The sequence below is a fragment of the uncultured Jatrophihabitans sp. genome (assembly GCF_964244045.1).
In the GTDB taxonomy this organism is placed as follows: domain Bacteria; phylum Actinomycetota; class Actinomycetes; order Mycobacteriales; family Jatrophihabitantaceae; genus Jatrophihabitans.
In genome coordinates, this window is sequence record NZ_CAXTHK010000020.1 from 32,241 (window position 1) to 53,912 (window position 21,672).

Genomic DNA, 21,672 nt, shown 5'->3' on the forward strand with positions numbered 1-21,672 from the left:
TGTAGTCCCCTCAGGCGATCCAGCTCACGTTGCAGATCTTGTCAGATGGTGTGCGACGAAGGCCGGTCAGTGGGCGCGTCTTTGCCGGAGAGGTTGACCGACATGCAGCATCGCCCCAGCTCGAGTTCGTGGCTGCGTTACCCACCGGGTCGCTGCGCTTATCGAGGCGGTGCTCAAGATCGGCAACTGGGGTACCGTGCGCTCATGGGTGTCGCCAAGACGTTCCTGGGCTGGCCGGTGGTTCGGCAGGTCACGGGTGCTGACCGGCTCGGGCGCGGTTCCGCCGTGCGCTCGCCTGCCACCATGGCGAGGGTCGCGCGCACCGAAACGGCCGACCGCGTCGTCAAGAGCATCTGCCCGTACTGCGCGGTCGGCTGCGGCCAGAACGTGTTCGTCAAGGACGAGAAGGTCATCCAGATCGAGGGTGACCCGGACTCCCCGGTGTCCCGCGGACGCCTGTGCCCGAAGGGCTCCGCCAGCGAGCAGTACGTGAACTCGCCGGGCCGGCAGACCGCGATGCTCTACCGCCGCCCGGGTGGCACCGAGTGGGAACCGCTCGACCTCGAGACCGCCACGGACATGATCGCCGACCGCATCGTCGACACCCGCGCGCGCACCTGGCAGGAGCAGGACGACGAGGGCCACTTCGTCCGACGCACCCTGGGTTTCGCCGGCCTGGGCGGCGCCACGCTCGATAACGAAGAGAACTATCTGATCAAGAAGCTGTTCACCGCGCTCGGCGCCATCCAGATCGAGAACCAGGCCCGTATTTGACACAGCGCCACCGTCCCCAGTCTGGGGGCTTCTCTTGGTCGCGGTGGCGCGACCAGCTTCCTGCAGGACCTGCAGAACTCCGACTGCATCGTCATCCAGGGCTCGAACATGGCCGAGTGCCATCCCGTCGGATTCCAGTGGGTGATGGAGGCCAAGGCACGCGGCGCGAAAATCATCCACGTCGACCCGCGGTTCACGCGCACCTCGGCCGTGGCCGACACCCACGTCCCGCTGCGGGTCGGTAGCGACATCGCGTTCCTCGGCGGGATCGTGCGCTACATCCTGGAGAACGAGAAGTACTTCCGTGACTACGTGGTGGCCTACACGAACGCCGCCACGATCCTGCGCGCGGACTTCCAGGACGTCGACGACCTGGACGGACTGTTCTCCGGCTACGACCCCGAAACCGGCACCTATGACACCACGACCTGGCAGTACGAGGACGGCACCGCGCACTCGGCCGCCGGCAAGCGCATGGTCGGCAACGACCTGCCGCTGACCAACGATCCGCAGCACCGCGACGAGACACTGCAGGACCCGCGGTGCGTGTTCCAGGTGCTCAAGCGGCACTACGCCCGCTACACCCCGGAGATGGTCTCGACGGTGTGCGGCGTGCCCGTCGAGCAGTTCCTCGAGGTCTGCGAGGCCGTCACCGCCAACAGCAACCGCGAGCGCACCACCGCCTGGGTCTACTCCGTCGGTTGGACGCATCACTCGGTCGGCATCCAGTACATCCGCGGCTCGGCGATCATCCAGCTGCTGCTCGGCAACATGGGCCGCCCCGGCGGCGGCATCATGGCGCTGCGCGGGCATGCGAGCATCCAGGGCTCCACCGACATCCCGACCCTGTTCGACCTGCTGCCCGGTTACCTGCCGATGCCCAGCATCACCCAGGACTCGATGGCCTCGTATCTCGAGGACCTCGTCGACGCCGACCAGAAGGGCTTCTGGTCGGCGGCGGAGAACTACAGCGTCAGCCTGCAGAAGGCCTGGTGGGGTGACGCCGCGACCGCCGACAACGACTGGGCCTTCGACTACCTGCCGCGCATCAATACCGACCACGGCACCTATCGCACGGTCATGGACATGATGGACGACAAGGTCGAGGGCTACCTCGTCTTCGGGCAGAACCCCGCGGTCGGCTCCGCCCACGGCAAGCTGCAGCGCCTCGCCATGGCGCACCTGAAGTGGCTGGTCGTACGTGACGTCAACATGATCGAGACCGCGACGTTCTGGAAGGACTCCCCCGAGATCGAGACCGGCGAGCTGCGGACCGAGGACATCGACACCGAGGTGTTCTTCTTCCCCGCCGCCGCGCACACCGAGAAGGACGGCACGTTCACCCAGACGCAGCGGATGCTGCAATGGCACCACAAGGCTGTCGAGCCGCCGGGTGACTGCCGCAGCGAGCTGCACTTCTTCTTCCATCTCGGCCGCAAGATCCGGGAGCGGCTCGCCGGCTCCACCGCCCGCCGGGACGCGCCGATCCTGGACCTGACCTGGGACTACCCGGTCGACGAGCACGACGACCCGTCGGCCGACGCGGTGTTGCGCGAGATCAACGGCACGCACCTGACCGGCGACAAGGCCGGGCAGGCGCTGAGTTCCTACACCGAGATGACGGCTGACGGGTCCACCGCCGGCGGGTGCTGGATCTACACCGGTGTGTATGCCGACGAGGTCAACCAGGCTGCCCGACGCAAGCCTGGGAGCGAGCAGAACTGGGTAGCCCCCGAGTGGGGTTGGGCGTGGCCGGCGAACCGCCGCACGCTCTACAACCGCGCATCCGCCGATCCGGACGGCAAGCCGTGGAGCGAGCGCAAGGCCTACGTCTGGTGGGACGACGACGCGCAGAAGTGGACGGGGCACGACGTCCCCGACTTCGTCGCGACCAAGGCGCCGTCCTACCGCCCCGAGCCCGGTGCGACGGGTCCGGACGCTCTCCGCGGCGACGAGCCCTTCATCATGCAGGCCGACGGCAAGGCCTGGCTCTGGACGCCCACCGGGATCGTCGACGGTCCACTGCCCGCGCACTACGAACCGGCCGAATCCCCCGTCACCAACGCCTTCTACCGCCAGCAGGCCAACCCAACCCGCGAGGTCTTCCCGCGCAAGGACAACCTGCAGAACCCTTCCGGCAACAACCCGGGGGCCGACGCCTTCCCCTACGTCTTCACGACCTACCGGCTGACCGAGCACCACACCGCCGGCGGGATGAGCCGCTGGGTGCCCTACCTGTCCGAGCTGCAGCCGGAGTTCTTCTGCGAGGTCTCACCGGAGCACGCCCGCGAGCGCAACCTCGAGCACCTCGGCTGGGCGACCATCGTCACCGCCCGATCGGCGATCGAGGCCCGGGTGCTGGTCACCGACCGGGTCGTCCCGCTACGGGTCGGCGGTCGCGTTCTCCATCAGGTCGGCCTGCCCTACCACTGGGGCGTGGGCAGCGACGCGCTGTCCACGGGCGACTCCGCGAACGACCTGTTCGGCGTGACGCTGGATCCCAACGTGCACATCCAGGAGTCGAAGGTCTCGTCGTGTGACATCGTTCCTGGACGGCGGCCGACCGGCCCGGCGCTGCTGCGCTTTGTCGAGGAGTACCGCAGCCGGGCGGGCATCACCGTCCGGACGGGAAACACGAGGCTGACCCCGGAGGAGGACACATGAGCCAGTTCTCGGGTCCCGACCCGCAGGTCGCCGCGAACTCCGGCTGGGACGAGCCGCCCGCGCGCAAGGGCTTCTTCACCGACACGTCCATCTGCATCGGCTGCAAGGCGTGCGAGGTGGCGTGCAAGGAGTGGAACGGCGTCCCCGCTGACGACATAGCCGGGCTGAACCTGCTGGGCTCCTCGTACGACAACACCGGCGCGCTCGGCGCGTCGACCTGGCGGCACGTTGCCTTTATCGAGCAACCCAAGCAGTTGGGGACGCAGACGATGGGCGCCGCCCACACGCCCACCGGACCGGCGGCCACAGACGCCTTAAATCGAGCGGCCGACGACGCGCTCAGCGGTGATCGCAGCCTGCTGGGCACAGACAGCACTGCGGTCAGCCTAGGCATGCCGTCGACGACGCTGCCAGGGGCGACCGATCCCGAGGGCCGGCGTACGGATTTCCGCTGGCTCATGGAGTCCGACGTCTGCAAGCACTGCACGCACGCCGCCTGCCTCGACGTCTGTCCCACCGGCTCGCTGTTCCGCACCGAGTTCGGCACGGTCGTGGTCCAGGACGAGATCTGCAACGGCTGTGGCTACTGCGTGCCCGCCTGCCCGTTCGGCGTCATCGACCGGCGCATCGGCGACAAGAACACGACGAAGAACGTGGGCATCGCCCAGAAGTGCACGCTGTGCTACGACCGCATCAGCGCGGGACACGAGCCGGCGTGTGCGCAGGCCTGCCCCACCAAGTCGATCCAGTTCGGTGACCTCGACGAGCTGCGCACCCGGGCCGCGGCGCGGGTCGAGGCCCTGCACGACAACGGCTACCCCGAGGCCCGGCTGTACCTCGAGGACCCCGACGACGGCATCGGCGGCGGCGGCGCGTTCTTCCTGCTGCTCGACCAACCCGAGGTCTACGGCCTGCCGCCCGACCCGGTCGTCACCACGCACGACCTGCCGGCCATGTGGCGCCGAGCCGGCGTGGCCGCGGTGGGCTTGCTCGCCGCGGCGGCCGCGGCCTTCGCAGGTAGTCGATGACCGAGACGAAGCCGCGACGCCGGAGACGAGGACGTGGTGGTGGTGGGGGTGACGGTGCGCCGGTCGTCCCGGACGTCGAGTTCACGTCGTACTACGGCCGTCCGGTGCTCAAGGCCTCACCCTGGCAGGACGACATCCCGGCCTACCTGTTCCTCGGCGGCGTCGCGGCCGGCTCGTCGCTGCTGGCTGCAGGCGCCGACCTGACCGGTCGCCCGGCGCTGCGTCGCTCGGGCCGCATCGCCGCGCTCGTCGCCATCACCGGCAGCTTCCTCGCGCTGGTGCACGATCTCGGCCGGCCCGAACGGTTCGTCAACATGCTGCGAGTGGCGAAACCGACCTCGCCGATGTCGGTCGGCACCTGGATCCTCACCGTCTACGGCCCCATGGCCGGCGCGGCCGGAGCGAGCGAGCTGGCGTTCCTGGCGCCGCGGTTCCTGCGCCCGCTGCTGTGTTGGCTCGGCCGCCCGGCCGGTTTGGTGGCCGCGCTCACCGGGCCGGCCGTGGCGTCGTACACCGCGGTGCTGCTGTCCGACACCGCCACCCCGGCCTGGCACGAGGCGCACCGCGAGCTGCCGTTCGTCTTCGTCGGCTCGGCGGCGGCCGCCTCGGGCGGCCTCGGGATGATCGCGGCGCCGACCGCCCAGGCCGGGCCGGCGCGTCGACTGGCCGTGCTAGGAGCGGTGGGTGAGCTCGTAGCGGAGCAGAGGATGGAAGCGTCCATGGGCATGGTCGCCGAGACGCTGCACACCGGCCGTCCCGGCACGCTGATGAAGGCCAGCAAGACGCTGACCGTCGTTGGCGCGACGCTGACCGCGGTGGCCGGGCGACGGTCACGCGCCGTGTCCCTCCTTGCAGGTACGTCAATACTGGCAGGTTCGGCGTGCACCCGTTTCGGGGTGTTCGAGGCGGGTCAGGAATCCGCCCGCGACCCGAAGTACACGATCGTCCCGCAGCGTGCCCGGCTGGACTTACGGGCGCAGTAGCTCAGGCGGCCTGCTGCCCACCCAGCGAGCGGCCGTGCTCCCGCGCAACCTGCTCGGCCTCAGCTCGTAGTTGCCTGGCGAGGTCGCGGAACTCGGCCATCGCCGGGTTGACGTCGGCGAGCGTGAACTCGACTTCCACAATCTTGAGGTCCAGCGCCCAGACGTCCTCGAAGATGCGCCGGATCCACGCGGTGGAGTGGTCCCAGCCCTCACGCGGGGTGCCGGCACCGTAGGCGCCGCCGCGGACGACGACCAGTACGGCGGGCTTGCCCTTGAGCACCGGGTCGGTGCCCGCAGCCATCCGCGGGTCGGTAATGACCAGGTCGACCCAGGTCTTGAAGTGCTGCGAGACGCCGAAGTTGTAGAGCGGAACCGCGAACAGCAGCGCGTCGGCGTGGATCAACTCGTCGGTGAGTTCCGCGGCCAGAGCCACGGCCTCGCGCTGCTCGGGGCTGTGCTGGTCCGCGGGGATGAAGCGGGTGGACGCCGCAGCGCCCCAGGCGGTGGACGGGATGGGCTCGGTGCCGACGTGACGGCGCACGACGTCGGCGCCGGGGTTGGCCGAGCGCCACTCCTGCTCGACGACGTCGGCGAGTTCGCGGCTGTGCGAGCCCTCGACGCGGATGCTGGCGTCGAGACGGAACAACGACATGGTGCTTCTCTTTTCTCTCGGTGTTGTTGGGTGGCCGCGGCCGTCAGCTGGTCGCGCGGGTGAAGACGGCGTCGACGTCGAGGACGCTGATGTCCTTGATCATTCCGAGCTGGTTGCCCGAGATCCCGAAGCGGTTCCGGTCAACGGAGCCGGTGACGTGCGCGGACAGCGTGTCGGTGTCGAGGTTGCTGACCTCGGCGGTCAGGGTGATCGGCTCGCGGACACCGCGCGCAGTGAGCTCGCTGCTCAGCTCGAGATGTTCGCCGACCTGGGCCGCCGAGTGCACGGTGATGACGAAGGTGGGGTGCGTCTCGGCGTCGAAGAAGTCGGCGCTGCGCAAGTGCTTGTCGCGCTTGGCGTTGTTGGTGTCGATTGACGCCGCGGCGACGGTGATGGCGCCGGTGACACCGTGCTCGGCCGAGATCTCGCCGTGGCCGCTGACCTCGGTGAACACCCCCTTGACGGACCCGAGCCCCCAGAAGGTCTTGTGGGTGATCCGCACCTGGGTGCGGGCCGGGTCGAGCGTCCACCGACCGACGGCCGCATCGGAGGTGAGCAAGGTCGGGGAAGTCGGAAGCGATGTCATGGTCAATACGAAACCCGACCGATCGTCTGTCGTCAAGAGCATCTGTCGGACAGACGGCATGACGAGGGACACATCGCAGCTGGCCGTCGTCCTGCGTCGCGCGGTTAAGCTGAGCACATGACTACGGGCCCGGCCGCCGGCTGCAACGCCGAGCTGGGCTGGGGCCTGTCGGCGACGATGCGCGCGTTCGGGCAGTGGGCGTCGGCGTCGGTCGCGGACCTACCGGGTGGTCCTCGCGGGCACCTCGTACTCGCGACCATCGCGCAGGGCCGCCCGCCCTCGCAGCTCGCGCTGGCCAACGCCCTGGGCGTCGACCGCACCGTGATGACCTACCTGCTCGACGAACTGGAAACCGCCGGGCTTGTCGAGCGTCGCCCCGATCCGGCCGATCGCCGCGCCCGTCAGATCCTGATCACGCAACGGGGCAGCTCGGCTCTGCGGGAGTACAGCGCCCGGCTACGCGAGGTCGAGGACCGACTGCTCGCCCCGCTCGACGAGCGGGAGGCGACAGCCTTCCGCAGCATGATCGAACGCGTGGCGCGGGCCGCCCAGACCTCCCCCGACGCGGGCTGCCCGATCGACGACATCGCTTCGGGTGCAGGCCCGTGTTGATCAACGCACGCTGATAGCAGCCGCGCCACGGGCCGCGGTCTCGCCGATCACCGGCGCACCGGGCACCTCGCCGATCACCAGCAAGCCGCCGCTGGTCTGCGCGTCGGCCAGCAGCAACAGCTCGTCCTCGGACACCGACGCGGACAGCTGCGGGCGTACCCAGTCCAGGTTGCGCCGGGTGCCGCCGCTGACGAAGCCGTCGCGCAGCGCGTCCCGCGCACCGTCGAGGTAGGGCACCGCGGCGGCGTCGATCATGGCCGACACGCCCGACGCGCGCATCATCTTGTAAAGGTGCCCGAGCAGACCGAAGCCGGTGACATCGGTGGCGGCACGTGCGTTCGCGGCGACGGCGGCCTGGGCGGCGTCGGCGTTCAACGCCACCATCGACTCGATGGCCTGCGGGAACGTCTCCCCCGTCGACTTGTGCCGATTGTTCAGGACACCCACGCCGAGCGGCTTGGTCAGGCTGATCGGCAACCCGGGACGTGCCGCGTCGTTGCGCAGCAGCCGGTCGGGGTGCACGACGCCGGTGACGGCCATGCCGTACTTCGGCTCGGGGTCGTCGATGCTGTGCCCACCGCCCACGATGCAGGACGCCATGGCTGCTACATCAGCCCCGCCACGCAGCACCTCGCCCAACAGCTCGACCGGCAGCACGTCGCGAGGCCAGCCGACCAGATTGACGGCCACGATCGGGCGTCCACCCATCGCGTAGACGTCGGAGAGCGCGTTGGCCGCGGCGATCCGGCCGAAGTCGTAGGCGTCGTCGACGACGGGGGTGAAGAAGTCGGCGGTGGTCACTACCGCGGTGTTGTTGTCGAGGCGCACCACGGCTGCGTCGTCACCGTCGTCCAGGCCGACGAGCAGGTCGGGCGACGCGTCACCGGTCAGGCCGCGGACGATGTCTTCGAGCTCACCCGGTGGGATCTTGCAGGCGCACCCTCCGCCGTGGGCGTACTGGGTCAGCCGGATGCCCGTCGAAGCGCTCATAGCGCCACGGTATCCACGTAGCCAGTTCGGCTCACTCCCTTTCGGCGATGACCTGCTAGCGTGCGCCCGGCCGCCCGCACTTCGCACTCGTTCAGGAGGTTCGCCGTGCCGGACACCACCTGCCACATGTCGATCTCGTTGGACGGTTTCGTCGCGGGGCCGAATCAGAGCCGGGAAGACCCCCTGGGCAAGCGGGGTCGAGAGCTGCACGGCTGGCACATCGGCGACCCGCGGGCCAACGACGCCGACAGGATCGCGAACGAGTGGCTCATGCGCCCCCGGGGTGCGTACGTGATGGGGCGCAACATGTTCGGCCCCATCCGCGGAGACTGGAATGAGGACTGGTCCGGCTGGTGGGGCCCGGAACCGCCATATCACGCGCCGGTGTTCGTGCTGACCCATCACCGCCATGATCCGATCGAGCGTGACGGGGGGACGACCTTTCACTTCGTCACCGACGGCTTCGACGCGGCTTACGCCGCAGCGTGTCAGGCCGCCGGGAACGACGGGGTCGACATCGCCGGTGGGGCCTCGACCGTCCGGCAAGCATTGGCAGCCGGGGTGATCGACGAGCTCACCCTCGACATCGCACCCGTCCTGCTCGGCTCGGGAGAGCGCATCTTCGACGGGGTTGACTTCGACTTCGAACCTGGCGAGGTGCTGCACTCACCGCTGACCACCCACATCCGCTATCGACGCGTCAGCTAACGCGTCGGTCAACAGGGCGACGAGAGCTTCGAGCTGCACGTCGGCCGACGACGACACCTCGTCGTCCGAGCCGTCGAGCGCACGGGCGGCCAGGCCGGCCTTGCTGTCGATCAACCCGGCGATCCGGCTGTCGATGGTCCGCGCAGCGATGATGCGCCAGGCAGTGACCGGTTCGGTCTGACCGATGCGGTGGCTGCGGTCGATCGCCTGGGTCTGCTCCGCGTTCGTCCAGGACAGTTCGGCCAGCACGATGTTCGACGCGACCTGAAGGTTCAGGCCGACGCCCGCGGCAGTCAGGGAACAGACCGCGATGGCGACGTCCGGATCGTTGACGAAGGCGTCGATGTTGCGTTGCCGAACGGTCGGCGTCTGATCGCCCCGAATGGACGAGAAACGGATGTCCTGCTTCGCGAACACCTCCTGCGCGACGTCCATGACGTCGACGTGCTTGGCGAAAAAGACGACCTTGCCGGCGCTGCGCGCGAGTTGTGCCGCGTAGTCGGCGGCGAGGCCGGCCTTCGCCTGGCCGATGCGTCGCATCATGCTGAACACGTTCTCGCCGGCCGACGTCTCGCTCGTGTCCTTCTGCTCCGTCACAGCGACCTTGCGCACGAGGTCGTGGTCGATGCCCTCGACCGGGTCGCTGTGGCGAGCAGCGAGCGCGGTCTCGTACCGCTTGACGAGCCGTCGAGCGAGGTCACGCTCGGCGGCCCGGATCGAGCGGGCGGCCTTGTCGTCGAGCTCGACCGGCAGGTCGGCGATGCGGCGGGCGGGGATGTCGGCCGCGACGTCGACCTTGCGTCGACGGACGATGCCGAGGTTGATGACGCACGACCGGGCGGCAGGGTAGAAACCTGGATCGGCGGGTGTGAGGCCGATGTCCTCGAGCGCGGTCGTCAGCTCGGCGAGTGGCTCGGTGTCGTCGATCCAGCCGAGGAACTGCCAGATGGCGCGGAAGTCGTCGATGTCGTTGATCAGCGGCGTACCGGTGAGGGCCATCAGCAGCGGGCGAGCGGTGCGCGAGCGGATGCGCTGCGACAGGTTCAGGACGTGCTGCGAACGTTGCGAAGTCTTGTTCTTGATGAAGTGCGCCTCGTCGACGACCATGCCGCGGAACCCGAAGCTGCCGAGCCAGCCGATGTGCCGGTCCAGCACCTCGTAGTTGACGACCACGATGTCGGCAAAGCCATTGACGGTGTCGCCGTTGCCGTGCACCACCGTGGTGGAGCGGTTCGGCGTCCACAGCCCGGCCTCGCGCAGCCAGTTGATCTTCACGACGCTCGGCACGACCACCAGCAACGGGTACGCGTTCGCCACCTCGGCGGCGAGCAGCGCCTGCGCCGTCTTGCCCAACCCCGGCTCGTCGGCGAGCAGAAACGTTCGGTGGCCGGCCGCGGCGGCGGCGACCAGCTGCATCTGGTGCGGCATCAGCTCCTGCTTTGTGGACAGACGCAGGTGCGTCGCAGTGGGGAGGTCCATGCACGCCGGCGCCCCGCTGGCGGCGCGTTCGAACGAGCTCAGCAGTGGGTTGAGCAACTCCCAACCAGCGAGGCGGCGCGGGGTGACCGGGCCGGACCGGACCGCTGAGAAGTCCGGGGCGAGGAACGGGCTGGCCAGCTGACGAGAAGCCACCGAGCGCGGGACGAGGCGGCTCTCGGACCTGTTGTCGATGGTGGACTGTTCCGCAGGCGCAGCCTGTTCCGGCACCGGTTCGAGGCCTGCCGACCGCAGCATCTCGTTCGCTAACGACCGAGTGGCGTCAGAGACAGCGGCGTCCTCGGCGAGCAGGGCGAGAAGCGCAGGATCACGCACCGCGGTCTTGGCGAGGATCGTCGCGATCCCGTCGAGTCGCTTGAGCTCCTCGGCCCGGCGGGTCTGGCTGCTCGCTCGGTCGTTCTGGACCCGCGTGTGTTCTACGCGCACGAGCAGTGCAGCGGCCTGGAACTTCATCCGCACGGCGGGAGACACGCGTCGGCGCTCTACCGCTGCCTCGACCTCGCGGACGGCACGGGCCAGCGTCGAGATGATGTTCCCGGGCGCAGGATCGCGTCGCCGTTGGTCGGCAGTCGTCTGACGAGCAGTCGCCTGACGTCGAGCTGGTCGAGCCACTCATTCCTCCATAGCGCGCAGCGCAAGCCCACGCGTGGGTTCGGTCCACGTACGTCGTTCGACCTGCGAGATGTTGCCCCGCGAGCCGTGGGCGGCCGTCCGAGCAACCCCTGTACGTGATGAATCCACACGGTCGAGTCACGGGAGTCGACGACGACCGCACGACTCGCGAAGCGCGCCGTTGCGCCGCCTCGCAGGGTGTCACCGGCGCTCACCGTCTCCCGACAAACGGGTGCGCGCACTCCCAACAATACGTGCCACCGAAAGGCGCCGTCAGCGGACACGCTCGGAGGTGTGAACCACCCCCGCGTTCCGGACGACGACGCTGGTGCGCCAACCGGTGCGACACGCGGTGTCGAGCCCGTTGCCGCTTCATCGTTGTGGTGGCCATGCACCCAGCCAACTCGCGAAACGTGCGGCCGCGAGCAACCCGTGCCCCGCGACTCACCGGACCGCCGGGTAGCGTCGCGGTTGGAGGCGTACGGGCGCCTGGTGGCCCTCCCGGTCTTCAAAACCGGTGAAGTCGAGTACCTCGGCTTGGCGGGTTCGATTCCCGTCCGCCTCCGCCGACTAGCACATCGGAGGTCCGCGTGTCCGACCCGCGACGGCAGGTACCGCGCACCGACGCGGTGCTGGCCGACCCGCGGTTGATGACGGCAGCCGATCGTCTCGGCCGCGAGCTGGTGAAGGCAGCCGTGCGCGACGCGCTGCAGCTCGCGCGCGACGGTCGGATAGCCGCGGACGACGTCGCTGCCGCTGCGGTTGCAGCCCTGCCAGCACGCGCGGCCAGCGCGCGGCCGGTACTCAACGCCACCGGCGTCGTGCTGCACACCAACCTCGGCCGGGCTGCGTTGTCGGAGCAGGCGCGCGACGCAGTGGCCGCCTCGGCGGGTTACGTGGACGTCGAGTTCGATCTTGCCGACGGGCAACGGGCCCGGCGCGGCCGTGGCCTGCTCGCGGCGCTGGCCCAGGCCGTGCCGGACGCCGGCGCGGCGTTCGCAGTGAACAACGGCGCCGCCGCGCTGATGCTGGCCACCACCGCGCTGGCTGCGGGCCGTGAATTGATCGTCAGCCGGGGCGAGATGGTCGAGATCGGCGACGGCTTCCGCTTGCCCGACCTCATCGCTTCCACCGGTGTGCGGCTGCGCGAGGTCGGCACCACCAACCGCGTCCACCCTGGCGACTACGCGGACGCGATCACCACCGACACCGGCGCGATCCTCAAGGTGCACCCCAGCAACTTCCGGGTCGAGGGCTTCACCAGCGCGGTCCCCGTCGCGGAGCTGGCCCGGCTGGGGGTGCCGGTGATCGCCGACGTCGGCAGCGGCCTATTGGCGCCGCATCCACTGCTGCCCGACGAACCCGATGTCACCACCGCGGTGCGGGCCGGCGCGGCCGTGGTCACCTGCAGCGGCGACAAGCTGCTCGGCGGCCCGCAGGCGGGGCTGCTGTTCGGCGACGCGACCGTGCTCGAACGCCTGCGCCGGCACCCGTTGTCTCGCGCGCTGCGCGTCGACAAGCTGACCATCGCCGCCCTCGAAGCAACACTGACCGGTCCCCGATCACCGACCGCCCGCTACCTCACCGCCGATCCCGACACGTTGCGGACCCGCTGCGAGGCGCTGGCCGCACTTGTCGGCGGGAAGGTCGTCGCCAGCGACGGCGCGGTGGGTGGCGGCGGCGCGCCCGGCGTGCCGTTGCCGGGCTGGGCGGTGGCCCTGCCACCGGCGCTCACCGCCCCGCTACGAACCGGCACACCGCCCGTCGTCGGTCGGGTGGAGGCCGGTCACCTGCTGCTTGACCTGCGCTGCGTAGAGCCGAAGGACGACACGGCCGTCGCTAGCGCGGTGGCCGCGGCCGTCGCACGTTCAGCCGCCGCGAGCTAATGCACGTCCTCGCCACCGCCGGACACGTCGACCACGGCAAGTCGACGCTCGTGCGCGCCCTGACCGGCATGGAGCCCGACCGCTTCGCCGAGGAGCGTCGCCGGGGCATGACCATCGACCTCGGCTACGCCTGGACGCGGTTGCCGTCCGGGGAACAGCTGGCCTTCGTCGACGTCCCGGGTCACCAGCGCTTCATCGCCAACATGCTCGCCGGACTGGGCCCCGCGCCGGCGGTGCTGTTCGTCGTAGCCGCCGACGAGGGCTGGTCGCGACAGTCGGCCGAGCACCTCGCTGCCATCGACGCGCTGCGGGTGCAGCGCGCGGTGCTGGCTGTGACCCGCAGTGATCTCGCCGATCCCGGCCCGGCCCTCGCCGACGCCCGTGCCCAGCTCGCGGCCAGCAGCCTCGGCGTGGTCGAGGCCGTCGCGGTGTCCGGAGCGACGGGCGCCGGTCTGGACGTCCTGCGCGCGGCGCTCGACCGGCTCGTCGCGAGCTTCCCCGCACCGGACGATCAGGCGCCGATCCGCCTATGGCTCGATCGCAGCTTCACCATCCGGGGCGCGGGGACGGTGATCACCGGCACCTTGGCTGCGGGCTGTGTCGCCGTGGGCGACGAGCTGACGGTCCTGACGGCCGACGGCACGCGAACAGCCACCGTGCGCGGATTGCAGAGCACCGGAGCGGGCCACGCATCGTTGGGCGCGGTCGCCCGCGTCGCGGTGAACCTGCGCGGGGTACCCGACGCCGACGTCGGTCGCGGAGACCTGCTGCTGACGCCGGGCGCGTGGCACCTCACCGACACCTTCGACGCCGACCTGGAGTCACGGGTTACGGCTGCCCTGCCGGGCGAGCTGGTGCTGCACGTCGGCACGGCGGCAGTGCCGGTGCGGTTGCGCCCGCTCGGCGGCCGGGCGGTGCGGCTCTCGACCAGCCGCCCGCTGCCGCTGCGGGCCGGCGACCGGGCCGTGCTGCGTGACCCCGGCCGGCAGTCGGTCGCGGCCGGTGTGCTGGTCCTCGACCCCGACCCGCCGGCCCTGGGTCGCCGCGGCGCCGCAGCCGCGCGCGCAGCGACACTGGCCGACGGCCGTCCGCGCCTCGACGCCGCCGAGGAGGTCGCCCGTCGCGGGCTGGTACGTCGCGACCACCTGCGCCGGCTCGGGCTGGACGTCGACGCGCTGCCCGGCGAGGGCGAATGGCTCGTCGACCCGCCGTGCTGGGCGGCGTGGGCCGAGCAGGCGCGACGCGCGGCGGCCGAGCATGCCGCGATCGAGCCGCTCGAGCCCGGGCTGCCCCTCCCTGCCCTGCGCCGAGCGCTCGGCCTGCCCGACGCCGGGCAGGTCCTGGGCCACGTCGTGCGCGAGGCCGGGCTGGTCATGGACGGCGGCCGGGTCACCCTGCCTTCGGCCGAACGCTCCCTGGGCCGGGCCGAGCGGGCGGTCCACGAGCTCGAGCAACGGCTGCGCGCCGACCCGTTCGCCGCTCCCGAGCGCGAGGAGCTGTCGAGGCTGGGGATGGGCCCGCGCGAGCTCGCGGCGGCCGCACGGCTCGGTCGCCTGTACCGCGTCTCGCCCGAGATCGTGCTGCTGCCCGCCGCGATCCCGCTCGCGGTGGAGCGGCTGCGCGCGCTGCCCCAGCCGTTCACGACCAGCTCGGCGCGCCAGGCGCTCGGCAGCACGCGACGGGTGGTCGTGCCCCTGCTGGAGCACCTGGACGATCTCGGCCGCACCGAGCGGGTCGGCGCCGGGTCACGACGGGTCCGTTGACCCGAAGAGCACCGTCCGTACGGTTACGACGGGGTTGTATTGGGTATGTCCTCGTACGGTCGAGCTAGCGGCCTCCCGTGTTCGTTCCGGAGGCTTTTCCTATGTCCCGTCCCGTCGCATTTGCCCCCACCGAGGTCGTCCGTTTCGTCCTGGCACGCCTGGACGACGAGGAAGCCGTCATCCGGCGCAGCGCCCGCTCGCTGCGCGGCCAGGACGATTCCCGCGTGGCCGATCTCGAGCACCGCAGGGCCGACTGCCTGGCCCGCCGTCAGGTGACGGGCGCGGTCCAGCAATTGCTCGTCCTGCGCGACCTGCCCCGGGAGAAGCCGGTGCGCGAGCACGCGACCCGCATCCTGCTCTCCCTCGCCTCGCCGTACGCCGACCACAAGGCCTACCGGGCGGAATGGAACGCCCAGTACGCGACCGCGAGCTGAGCGCCTACAGGCCGTCGAGCGTGCCCGTGCGCCGCACGTAGTCGGCGACGTGCCGCAACTTGCGATTGGTGCGCTGGCTGGCGTCACTGAGCAACGCGAACGCCGCGTCGTCGCTGATGTGGCGTTGCCCCATCAGAATGCCGATCGCCGCTCCGATGCGACGAGCCGACACCAGCGCCGCCCGCAGGTGTTCCAGCTCCTCGTTGACGAACTGCAACTCACCCTGACACTCGGTCAGCAGGTCGCGCTCGGAGACGAATCGTTCCACCGCCGCGTCTGCTTGCGTCTGCTCGAGGGTCATGAGACGGCGCAGTCGGAGCAGGACGAACGGGCATGGCCTTCGGCGGCCGGAGCGAAGCGGAGGTCGGTCACAGGGGTGAGCGTAGCCAGCTACCCCAACACAGCCCAGCCATGCCCCGGGACGCGCCACCGGCCGGCGCTCAGGTTGTCGGCAGACCCGGCCAGTACCGTCCCGGCGGCCTCGAGCTCGAGCGGCTCGTCGGCCAGGCAGAGCGCGACACTCAGCGCGCCGCCGCCGGTCAGGCGCAACACCATGGTGTGGTTCGTCAGCGTCGTGGTCCTGCTATGCGCGGTGTGCAGCCAAGGGTGCCGACGTCGCACCCCGATCAGCTGCTGATGCGTGCGCCGGGCCTCCTCACCGACGGCCCCGAGCTGGCCCGGCGTGGAAGGGAACGCCGGCCGCACGGCGTCGTCACCGCCGACGCGGTCCTCCTTGCGACCGGTCAGGGCCTGCTCGTCGCCGTAGTAGATCGCCGGGGTGCCGCCCAGGGTCAGCAGCAGCGCGGCGGCGTGGCCGTGATGTCTCGGATTCGCGACCGCCGTGGCGATGCGGGTGACGTCGTGGTTGCCGACGAAGGTGTACGGCACGAAGGCGTCGAGCAGGCGGTTGTGGCGCTGCAGCGTCCAGTCCAGCTCGAAGAGGTTCGCGTCGGCGATCGAGCTCCAGATCGCCTTCCACAGCTCGTACTGCGTCACCGAGTCCAGGCCCGAGCGTTCGACGTAGGTGGCGTAGTCGCCGTGCAACATCTCGCCCAGTACGTAGACGGCGGGGTGCGCCCGGCGGACCCGCTCGAGCACAACCCGGCCAGAACTGCGGCGCTACGGCATAGGCCGCATCGAGGCGCCACGCATCGGCGCCGGCGTCGAGCCAGTGCGTCATGACCTCGGCGACGTACTCGGCGACCTCGGTATTGCCGTGGTCCAGGGCGAGCAGGGCGTCGTGACCCTCGAACGTCTGGACCATGCCGTGCCGATCGCGGCGCAACCACCCGGCCCGCGCCCCGTCGAGGCCGACGAAATCCTGCCCGACGTGGTGGAACACGCCGTCCAGCATGATCCGCAACCCGCGCTCGCGGGCCGCGGCGACCAGCCGGTCGAATGCCTCGTCGCCGCCGAGCCGGTCGTCGACGTGCAGGTGGTCGACGGTGTCGTAACCGTGGCTGCCCGAGGCGAACACCGGCCCGAGCGCCAAGCCGTTCACGCCCAGCTCGAGGGCGTAGTCCAGCCAGCCGATCAGGTGGTCGAACCGGGGCGCGAACGAGCGGTCGGCCCCGGTCGTGTCGGCACCGGTGAACCCGAGCGGGTAGACGTGCCACCAAATCGCATGCTGCACCCAGCTGGTCGCGTCGTCGGGCACACGATGATCATGGCCCACGCGTGTCCGCCCCGTGCCGGCGGCGTGTCCGGATGCCGATCCGTTACCGGACGCCGTTAGCGTGTCGGTCGTGGACGACGACGTCGCACGGGACGAGCGCCTGGCGTGGGCCCGGGAGACGTTCGCCCACCTGGACGTCCTGCCGCACGAGCAGTTGCAGGCGCTGCGGCTCGTGTACCGCGACGGGCTGACGCTCTTGGAGGCCGCGGCGCGGCTCAACGTGAGCCTGACCGAGTTCGCCCGGCGGGTGGCCGCGGGTCTGCGCGCCCTCGGTCAGCCGGCCTGAGCGGCAGCGCCCCCGGTGCGCCCGAGCGGAGCGGCCCGGTAGACGACGTGGCCCGCGGCCCGGGCCAGCACTCCTCCGCTGCTGATGGCGTCCCACGTCGCCGGTGCGATACCGCTGCCGTGCGGGCGGACGATGAGGATGGCACCGCCCGAGCGCAGGTAATCGGTCAGGTCACGTTGCCAGCGCCGGTTGTCGATCCGTCGCGACGCACTGCGGTCGGGACCGTACGTGCGGCCGGTGACGTCGACCCAATTGCGGCAGCCATGGGTCAGGCCGCGGGTCAACGCGTCCAGTTCGATCTGGCCCGTCGGCGAGTCGCTGCTCACGCACTGCACGGAACGGGTTGCGCGCTCCAACGCGGCAGCGCCGCGGAACGGGACGACCGCGTCCCGGCCGATCACCAGGGCCGGCACCGTGATCGCGGCGGCTGCAGCGAGAGTGACCCAGCCGACCGGTAGCCCGATGGCTGCCGGCCGGCGCCGAACCGGGCGCCGGGGTAGCACCGCGGCGCCGCAGGTGATCGCCGCCGCGACGGCCAGGAAGTCTGCGTAGTAAGGGAACCACGACGGTGAAGCGAGTAACACCACGGCTTGCACGACGAGCAGCACCACGGCCGGCCGCGCGGCGACGACGCCCCAGGCGCGCAGGACCAGGACGGCGCCCAACAGCAGCACCAGCACGCCGGCCGCCACCGTGACCGGGTGCGACAGCGCCCCCGTCAATCGCGGCAGCGAACTGAGGTCGGCGAGGCGCAGCCACCGCGAGCCGGTGTCGGGGCGCGAGACCTGGTCCTGGATCACCGACGACCACATGGCGTGCGGCGCCGCCACGAAGAACGGCCCGTCGACCACCACCGTGATCAGCGCCGCCCCGGCCAGGACGGCGCACAGCTGCCGGGGTGCACGCAACCGCCACCCCACCCAGAGCACCGTGAGGGCGAAGGGCACGATCCACCAGATCTTGACGCTCACCGTGGCCCCGAGCGCCACGCCGGCCAACAGCGACCAGCGTCACGGACCGTCGGGGCGGGCTCGCAGCGCCGCCAGCAGCCCGAGCAAGAAGAACAGGTTGCCGACCGGTTCCAGCTTGATCAGGAACTCGCTGCCGACCGCGCCGAACCACAGCGCGTAGAACAGTCCCGCCACGGTGGCAGCACGCGGGCCGAGGCCGAGACGGCGCACCACACGCATGACCAGGACGGCGTTGACACCGCCGAGCACGGTGACGGCCAGCACGGTGACGGTGAACGCCGACTCGTCGCTGACCACCCGTGTGAGCTCTGCGAACGGGGTGAGGACGAGCATGAGACCCGGCGGGTGCAGCAGGACGAAGTCGCGGTACGGCAACCGGCCGTGCGCGAAGGCGTCACCGCCGGCGAAGTAGACGCCGGCGTCGTAGCCGTAGTCCCCGTGCAGCCCCCCGTGGCGCAGCACGACCGCCAGGCGGGCGGCGAGCGCCAGGACGAAGACGGCGAACTGGATGCCGACAACATTCGGCCGTCGCCGGCGGCGAAGTGGCGGGGCCGGCGCCGTGCCGATCAAGGGTCCTCCGTCCGGTTGGTGCCACCCACCGTGCTGCTGTTCGAATGAGAAAACGGTGTGGCTCACCGGCGGCACTCATCAGCCGTCAGCTCAGGGTCGGTGGTGCCCTGCGATGCGGTTCTCACCGGCCGTGCGACGCAACGTCACCTTGTCGATTTCGGTCAGCTGCTCGTTGCTGCCGGGCAACGCGTCGGCCAACGTGCGGATGGTGAAGGTGGTCGGGCGTCCCGGCCGGGCCGGAACCACGTCGACGGCGATGAACGCGTAGTCGTCGTAACGCACCTGCGACCACTCGATCGTCTCGGGCACCTTGGTTCCCGCCGGGTAGCCGGACGCGTTGACGGCCGTCCCGTCCTTGGACCAGACGTAGCTGTTGAGAACGTTCTCGGTGTTGTTCTCGGTCGTGTTGGCACCGCCCGGCGGTTGGTATCCGCGGTAGCGCTGCCCTTCGGCCAGGGCCTGCGGGCCCTGCGGGGTCACCCCGGCCGGGGCCGGAGCAGCGGCACTCGGCGCCGGACGGAACGGGTAGCGCGGCCGCCCTCCCGAACCGACGCAGAGGTAGGTGACGCCGTCGGTGCGCGGGAAGACCGTCGAACCGTCGGGCGCCTTGCGGGTGGGCTTGCCGTTCTTGATCGGGTCGGTGCGCTCGAGGAGATGGTTATGACCCTGGACGACGAGGTCGACCTGGTACTTCGTGAACAGCGGGTCCAGCACGTCGCGCACGCCGCCGTCGGAGGCGTGGTTGTTGGTCGTGGAGTAGGCGCAGTGGTGGAAGAACGCGACCACGAAGTCGATGGTCGGGGCCACCACCGGGTTGGTGCGCCACTCCGACAGCGTCTCCTCGAGCCAACGCAGTTGCGCGCCCTTCGAGTACCCGGTGTTGGTCTGGATCTCGGCCGAGAGGTCGTTCGCGTCGACCGAGATCACGCCGACGTTGCCGTAGACGAAGCGGTAGACCGACGGGCAACCCCTGGGCCCGTTCTTGGGCAGGTCGAGCCGCTTCTCGTGGCCGCCGTAACCGTGGTTCGCGCTGTCGCCGATCGCCTTGGTGTTGCCGTACAGCGGCTCCATGTCGTGGTTGCCGGTTGCGAACATCCACGGCGTGAAGGCGGCCTGGCTCTCGATCTGGTTCAGGAACACGTCCCAGACATAGGGGTTGTAGAGGTTCTTCCCCGGGGCTGCGCCGGTGGTCAGCGCAGTCGAGTCGTCGGCAGGCAAGCCGGTGCCGGACGGGTCGGCATAACAGATGTCGCCGGCCAGCAGCGTGAACACCGGGCGCTGCGAGGACATCTCGTTGGTCAGCGACACCGCCGGGCGCGGGTCGGTGCCGTTCAGCCCGGCGATCGGGTCGGTGGGGTTGTAGTAGTTGTTGTCGAACACGCCGCGCGGCCAGGTGCCGCCGGCGGCCGTCACTGCAGCCGGGTCCTGGCCCCAGGCGTAGCGCGGGTCGGTCGGGGCGTTGTTGGTGCCGACGTCGGCGAATGCGGTGAACGTGAACGGCGGCGGGACCTCGTAGTGCCGGCCGACGGCGTACTTCGGTGCGGTGCTGAAGTAGGCGTCGCCGGACACCGTGCCGTCGGACAGGCGCAGCCGGTAGTGGTACACGGTGTTCGGACGCAGGCCGTCGATGCGTGCCTTGACGTAGAACTGGCTGCCGATCGGGCCGCCGGGAATCGCGTACTGGCCGACGAGGTGCACGATGTCGGCCTCGTAGCGGTGCCCGTACTCGCCCCGGGTGTGGCCGACCTCGACGTGGGCGCGCAGCCGGTTGGGAAGCACCCCGGTCCTGCTGACCAGCTGCGCAGTGATCGCCATCGCCGACTCGGGACGCCCGCTGCGGTCCTGGACGAAGGACAGGTGCCGGCCCGAGATGACGACACCAGCGGCCCCCGCCGTGCCGCCCGCAGCGGCGAAGGCCGAGTTGGCGAGCGTGAACTGGGCCAGCGCCACGCCGCCGGCCCCGGCGATCGTGGCCTTGAGCATGCTGCGCCGCGTGACGCTGCTGCGGGCCAGCTCACGGGTGTTCCAGTCGGTGTACTCGTCGACGGTCGTCGGGTGTCCGGAGATCGGTGAGGTCATGGGGACATCATGGGTCGATCACCCCGACGGGCGGGTCCACCGGCAGGCGTCGTCCTGGTGAACGGTTCGTGGCCGAACGGTGCCGTGCTCCGGATCAGCCGCGTCCGTCGGCTCCCCCGGCGCCTGCCTCACCCGTCGTCTCGACCTCTGCGGTCGATGCGGTGTCGAGGTCGCGGCCGGTCAGCGCGTTGACACCCTGCTTGAGCTTGCCCTTCAGGCCGTGCTCGGTGCCCCGGCCGCGTGCACCGTCGGGCTCGTCATCCGGACCGTCCTTCGCGCTCGTGCCGTAGACGGTGACGTCGCGGCCGTAGGCCGATTCGTCGTCGGACAGCTCGTCGGCCGGGACGTGGTCGTGCTTGTCGGTCGCCATGTGTGCGGGCTACCCCCGCGTCGGACTCAGCTCACCGAAACGGTGCGTGCTGTGACGAGCCGGCCCGCACGGATGTCCAGCTCGCCGACGGTGCCGGTGGGTTGTCGGCGCTTGTCGGTCGGCGAGCCGGGATTGAAGATCCGCAGGTCGTCGTGGGTCTCGTCCGTCGGGATGTGCGAATGACCGAAGACGACGAGCTCGGCGTCCGGGAAGTGGCGCCGGAGCCGTGCCGGCCGGCCGGGACGCGGGCCGCTGTCGTGGATCATGGCTACGCGCAGGCCAGCCAGCTCGAGCTCGAGCGTGTCCGGCGCCCCCCAGGCCGCGACGTCCGCGCCGTCGTTGTTGCCGCGCACCACGTGCACCGGCGCGAATTGCGCCAGCTCGTCCAATGTCTCGGCCCGGCAGACATCGCCCGCGTGCAGGATCGCGTCGCAACCGTCCAGGAGCTGGGCCACCCGAGGCGGGCAGCCCTTCCAGAACCGCGGGGAATGCGTGTCGGACAGCACCACGACTCGCACGACCCAACCCTAAC

At 70.4% G+C, this 21,672-nt stretch carries 19 protein-coding genes, 1 tRNA gene and 1 pseudogene; 10 read left to right on the forward strand and 11 right to left on the reverse strand.

Annotated features, from left to right (window positions below):
- Positions 1–204: 204 nt before the first annotated feature.
- From fdh to nrfD, 3 genes are read left to right on the forward strand one after another with little or no spacing between them, the layout of a single operon-like run.
- On the forward strand, positions 205–3,438 hold the full coding sequence (fdh, locus tag ACFFC4_RS14940) for a formate dehydrogenase (RefSeq protein ID WP_375502236.1): 3,234 nt from the start codon (positions 205–207) through the stop codon (positions 3,436–3,438).
- A complete protein-coding gene (locus tag ACFFC4_RS14945; RefSeq protein WP_375502238.1) occupies positions 3,435–4,466 on the forward strand; it encodes a 4Fe-4S dicluster domain-containing protein in 1,032 nt (343 codons plus the stop codon). The genes fdh and ACFFC4_RS14945 overlap by 4 nt, the downstream gene beginning before the upstream one ends.
- Complete coding sequence (gene nrfD / locus ACFFC4_RS14950) at positions 4,463–5,449, forward strand: NrfD/PsrC family molybdoenzyme membrane anchor subunit (protein WP_375502240.1); 987 nt, start codon at positions 4,463–4,465, stop codon at positions 5,447–5,449. Before ACFFC4_RS14945 ends, nrfD begins: the two co-directional genes overlap by 4 nt.
- A gap of 1 nt (position 5,450) precedes the next feature.
- Here the strand turns inward: nrfD and ACFFC4_RS14955 are convergent, their stop codons facing one another.
- Complete coding sequence (locus tag ACFFC4_RS14955) at positions 5,451–6,101, reverse strand: FMN-dependent NADH-azoreductase (protein WP_375502242.1); 651 nt, start codon at positions 6,099–6,101, stop codon at positions 5,451–5,453.
- A gap of 43 nt (positions 6,102–6,144) precedes the next feature.
- On the reverse strand, positions 6,145–6,687 hold the full coding sequence (locus tag ACFFC4_RS14960; protein ID WP_375502244.1) for a YceI family protein: 543 nt from the start codon (positions 6,685–6,687) through the stop codon (positions 6,145–6,147).
- A 117-nt stretch (positions 6,688–6,804) separates the two neighbouring features.
- Between ACFFC4_RS14960 and ACFFC4_RS14965 the strand changes: the two genes are divergently transcribed.
- Positions 6,805–7,299: a MarR family winged helix-turn-helix transcriptional regulator gene (locus tag ACFFC4_RS14965; RefSeq protein WP_375502246.1), complete on the forward strand. Its 495-nt coding sequence runs from the start codon at positions 6,805–6,807 to the stop codon at positions 7,297–7,299.
- Here ACFFC4_RS14965 and selD read toward each other — a convergent pair whose 3' ends face one another.
- The gene (gene selD, locus ACFFC4_RS14970) at positions 7,300–8,289 is read right to left on the reverse strand and encodes a selenide, water dikinase SelD (protein ID WP_375502248.1); all 990 of its coding nucleotides are present in this window, start codon (positions 8,287–8,289) and stop codon (positions 7,300–7,302) included.
- A 105-nt stretch (positions 8,290–8,394) separates the two neighbouring features.
- Here selD and ACFFC4_RS14975 point away from each other — a divergent pair, with 105 nt between their 5' ends.
- Positions 8,395–8,997: a dihydrofolate reductase family protein gene (locus tag ACFFC4_RS14975; RefSeq protein WP_375502250.1), complete on the forward strand. Its 603-nt coding sequence runs from the start codon at positions 8,395–8,397 to the stop codon at positions 8,995–8,997.
- On the opposite strand, the gene ACFFC4_RS14980 is transcribed toward ACFFC4_RS14975, so the two are convergent.
- The gene (locus ACFFC4_RS14980) at positions 8,956–11,106 is read right to left on the reverse strand and encodes a DEAD/DEAH box helicase (RefSeq protein ID WP_375502252.1); all 2,151 of its coding nucleotides are present in this window, start codon (positions 11,104–11,106) and stop codon (positions 8,956–8,958) included. The two genes, ACFFC4_RS14975 and ACFFC4_RS14980, sit on opposite strands and share 42 nt — an antisense overlap.
- A gap of 473 nt (positions 11,107–11,579) precedes the next feature.
- On the opposite strand from ACFFC4_RS14980, the gene ACFFC4_RS14985 reads away from it, so the two are divergent.
- The 4 genes from ACFFC4_RS14985 (at position 11,580) to ACFFC4_RS15000 (ending at position 15,189) form a co-directional block, all read left to right on the forward strand.
- Positions 11,580–11,672: transfer RNA gene (locus ACFFC4_RS14985), tRNA-Sec, on the forward strand.
- Between the two features lie 24 nt (positions 11,673–11,696).
- A complete protein-coding gene (gene selA, locus ACFFC4_RS14990; RefSeq protein WP_375502254.1) occupies positions 11,697–12,992 on the forward strand; it encodes an L-seryl-tRNA(Sec) selenium transferase in 1,296 nt (431 codons plus the stop codon).
- The gene (locus ACFFC4_RS14995; RefSeq protein ID WP_375502256.1) at positions 12,992–14,755 is read left to right on the forward strand and encodes a SelB C-terminal domain-containing protein; all 1,764 of its coding nucleotides are present in this window, start codon (positions 12,992–12,994) and stop codon (positions 14,753–14,755) included. Before selA ends, ACFFC4_RS14995 begins: the two co-directional genes overlap by 1 nt.
- 101 nt (positions 14,756–14,856) lie before the next feature.
- The gene (locus ACFFC4_RS15000) at positions 14,857–15,189 is read left to right on the forward strand and encodes a DUF6221 family protein (protein ID WP_375502258.1); all 333 of its coding nucleotides are present in this window, start codon (positions 14,857–14,859) and stop codon (positions 15,187–15,189) included.
- A 4-nt stretch (positions 15,190–15,193) separates the two neighbouring features.
- On the opposite strand, the gene ACFFC4_RS15005 is transcribed toward ACFFC4_RS15000, so the two are convergent.
- Positions 15,194–15,490: an ANTAR domain-containing protein gene (locus tag ACFFC4_RS15005; RefSeq protein WP_375502260.1), complete on the reverse strand. Its 297-nt coding sequence runs from the start codon at positions 15,488–15,490 to the stop codon at positions 15,194–15,196.
- Positions 15,491–15,579: 89 nt separating this feature from the next.
- Positions 15,580–16,846 (reverse strand): annotated as a pseudogene (locus ACFFC4_RS15010) (alpha-amylase family glycosyl hydrolase).
- 88 nt (positions 16,847–16,934) lie between these two features.
- Here ACFFC4_RS15010 and ACFFC4_RS15015 point away from each other — a divergent pair.
- Positions 16,935–17,150: a sigma factor-like helix-turn-helix DNA-binding protein gene (locus ACFFC4_RS15015; protein ID WP_375502262.1), complete on the forward strand. Its 216-nt coding sequence runs from the start codon at positions 16,935–16,937 to the stop codon at positions 17,148–17,150.
- Here the strand turns inward: ACFFC4_RS15015 and ACFFC4_RS15020 are convergent.
- From ACFFC4_RS15020 to ACFFC4_RS15040, 5 genes are all read right to left on the reverse strand, one after another.
- Positions 17,138–18,148, reverse strand: coding sequence for a hypothetical protein (locus ACFFC4_RS15020; RefSeq protein WP_375502264.1), 1,011 nt, complete (start codon positions 18,146–18,148; stop codon positions 17,138–17,140). The genes ACFFC4_RS15015 and ACFFC4_RS15020 overlap by 13 nt on opposite strands.
- 12 nt (positions 18,149–18,160) lie before the next feature.
- Positions 18,161–18,691 carry a hypothetical protein gene (locus ACFFC4_RS15025; RefSeq protein WP_375502266.1) on the reverse strand — a complete coding sequence of 177 codons (531 nt, stop codon included), beginning with the start codon at positions 18,689–18,691 and terminating at the stop codon, positions 18,161–18,163.
- A gap of 90 nt (positions 18,692–18,781) precedes the next feature.
- Entirely contained in the window at positions 18,782–20,770 is a 1,989-nt protein-coding gene (locus ACFFC4_RS15030; RefSeq protein ID WP_375502268.1) for a metallophosphoesterase, read from the reverse strand.
- 94 nt (positions 20,771–20,864) lie between these two features.
- On the reverse strand, positions 20,865–21,140 hold the full coding sequence (locus ACFFC4_RS15035; protein WP_375502270.1) for a hypothetical protein: 276 nt from the start codon (positions 21,138–21,140) through the stop codon (positions 20,865–20,867).
- A gap of 26 nt (positions 21,141–21,166) precedes the next feature.
- On the reverse strand, positions 21,167–21,658 hold the full coding sequence (locus tag ACFFC4_RS15040; protein WP_375502272.1) for a metallophosphoesterase family protein: 492 nt from the start codon (positions 21,656–21,658) through the stop codon (positions 21,167–21,169).
- Positions 21,659–21,672: the final 14 nt, after the last annotated feature.

Excerpts from the sequence above, each read along its gene's own strand:
- ACFFC4_RS14945 (WP_375502238.1), top strand. The coding sequence starts at position 3,435 with ATGAGCCAGTTCTCGGGTCCCGACCCGCAGGTCGCCGCGAACTCCGGC.
- nrfD (WP_375502240.1), top strand. The coding sequence starts at position 4,463 with ATGACCGAGACGAAGCCGCGACGCCGGAGACGAGGACGTGGTGGTGGT.
- ACFFC4_RS14955 (WP_375502242.1), bottom strand. The coding sequence starts at position 6,101 with ATGTCGTTGTTCCGTCTCGACGCCAGCATCCGCGTCGAGGGCTCGCAC.
- ACFFC4_RS14960 (WP_375502244.1), bottom strand. The coding sequence starts at position 6,687 with ATGACATCGCTTCCGACTTCCCCGACCTTGCTCACCTCCGATGCGGCC.
- ACFFC4_RS14965 (WP_375502246.1), top strand. The coding sequence starts at position 6,805 with ATGACTACGGGCCCGGCCGCCGGCTGCAACGCCGAGCTGGGCTGGGGC.
- selD (WP_375502248.1), bottom strand. The coding sequence starts at position 8,289 with ATGAGCGCTTCGACGGGCATCCGGCTGACCCAGTACGCCCACGGCGGA.
- ACFFC4_RS14995 (WP_375502256.1), top strand. The coding sequence starts at position 12,992 with ATGCACGTCCTCGCCACCGCCGGACACGTCGACCACGGCAAGTCGACG.
- ACFFC4_RS15000 (WP_375502258.1), top strand. The coding sequence starts at position 14,857 with ATGTCCCGTCCCGTCGCATTTGCCCCCACCGAGGTCGTCCGTTTCGTC.
- ACFFC4_RS15005 (WP_375502260.1), bottom strand. The coding sequence starts at position 15,490 with ATGACCCTCGAGCAGACGCAAGCAGACGCGGCGGTGGAACGATTCGTC.
- ACFFC4_RS15030 (WP_375502268.1), bottom strand. The coding sequence starts at position 20,770 with ATGACCTCACCGATCTCCGGACACCCGACGACCGTCGACGAGTACACC.
- ACFFC4_RS15035 (WP_375502270.1), bottom strand. The coding sequence starts at position 21,140 with ATGGCGACCGACAAGCACGACCACGTCCCGGCCGACGAGCTGTCCGAC.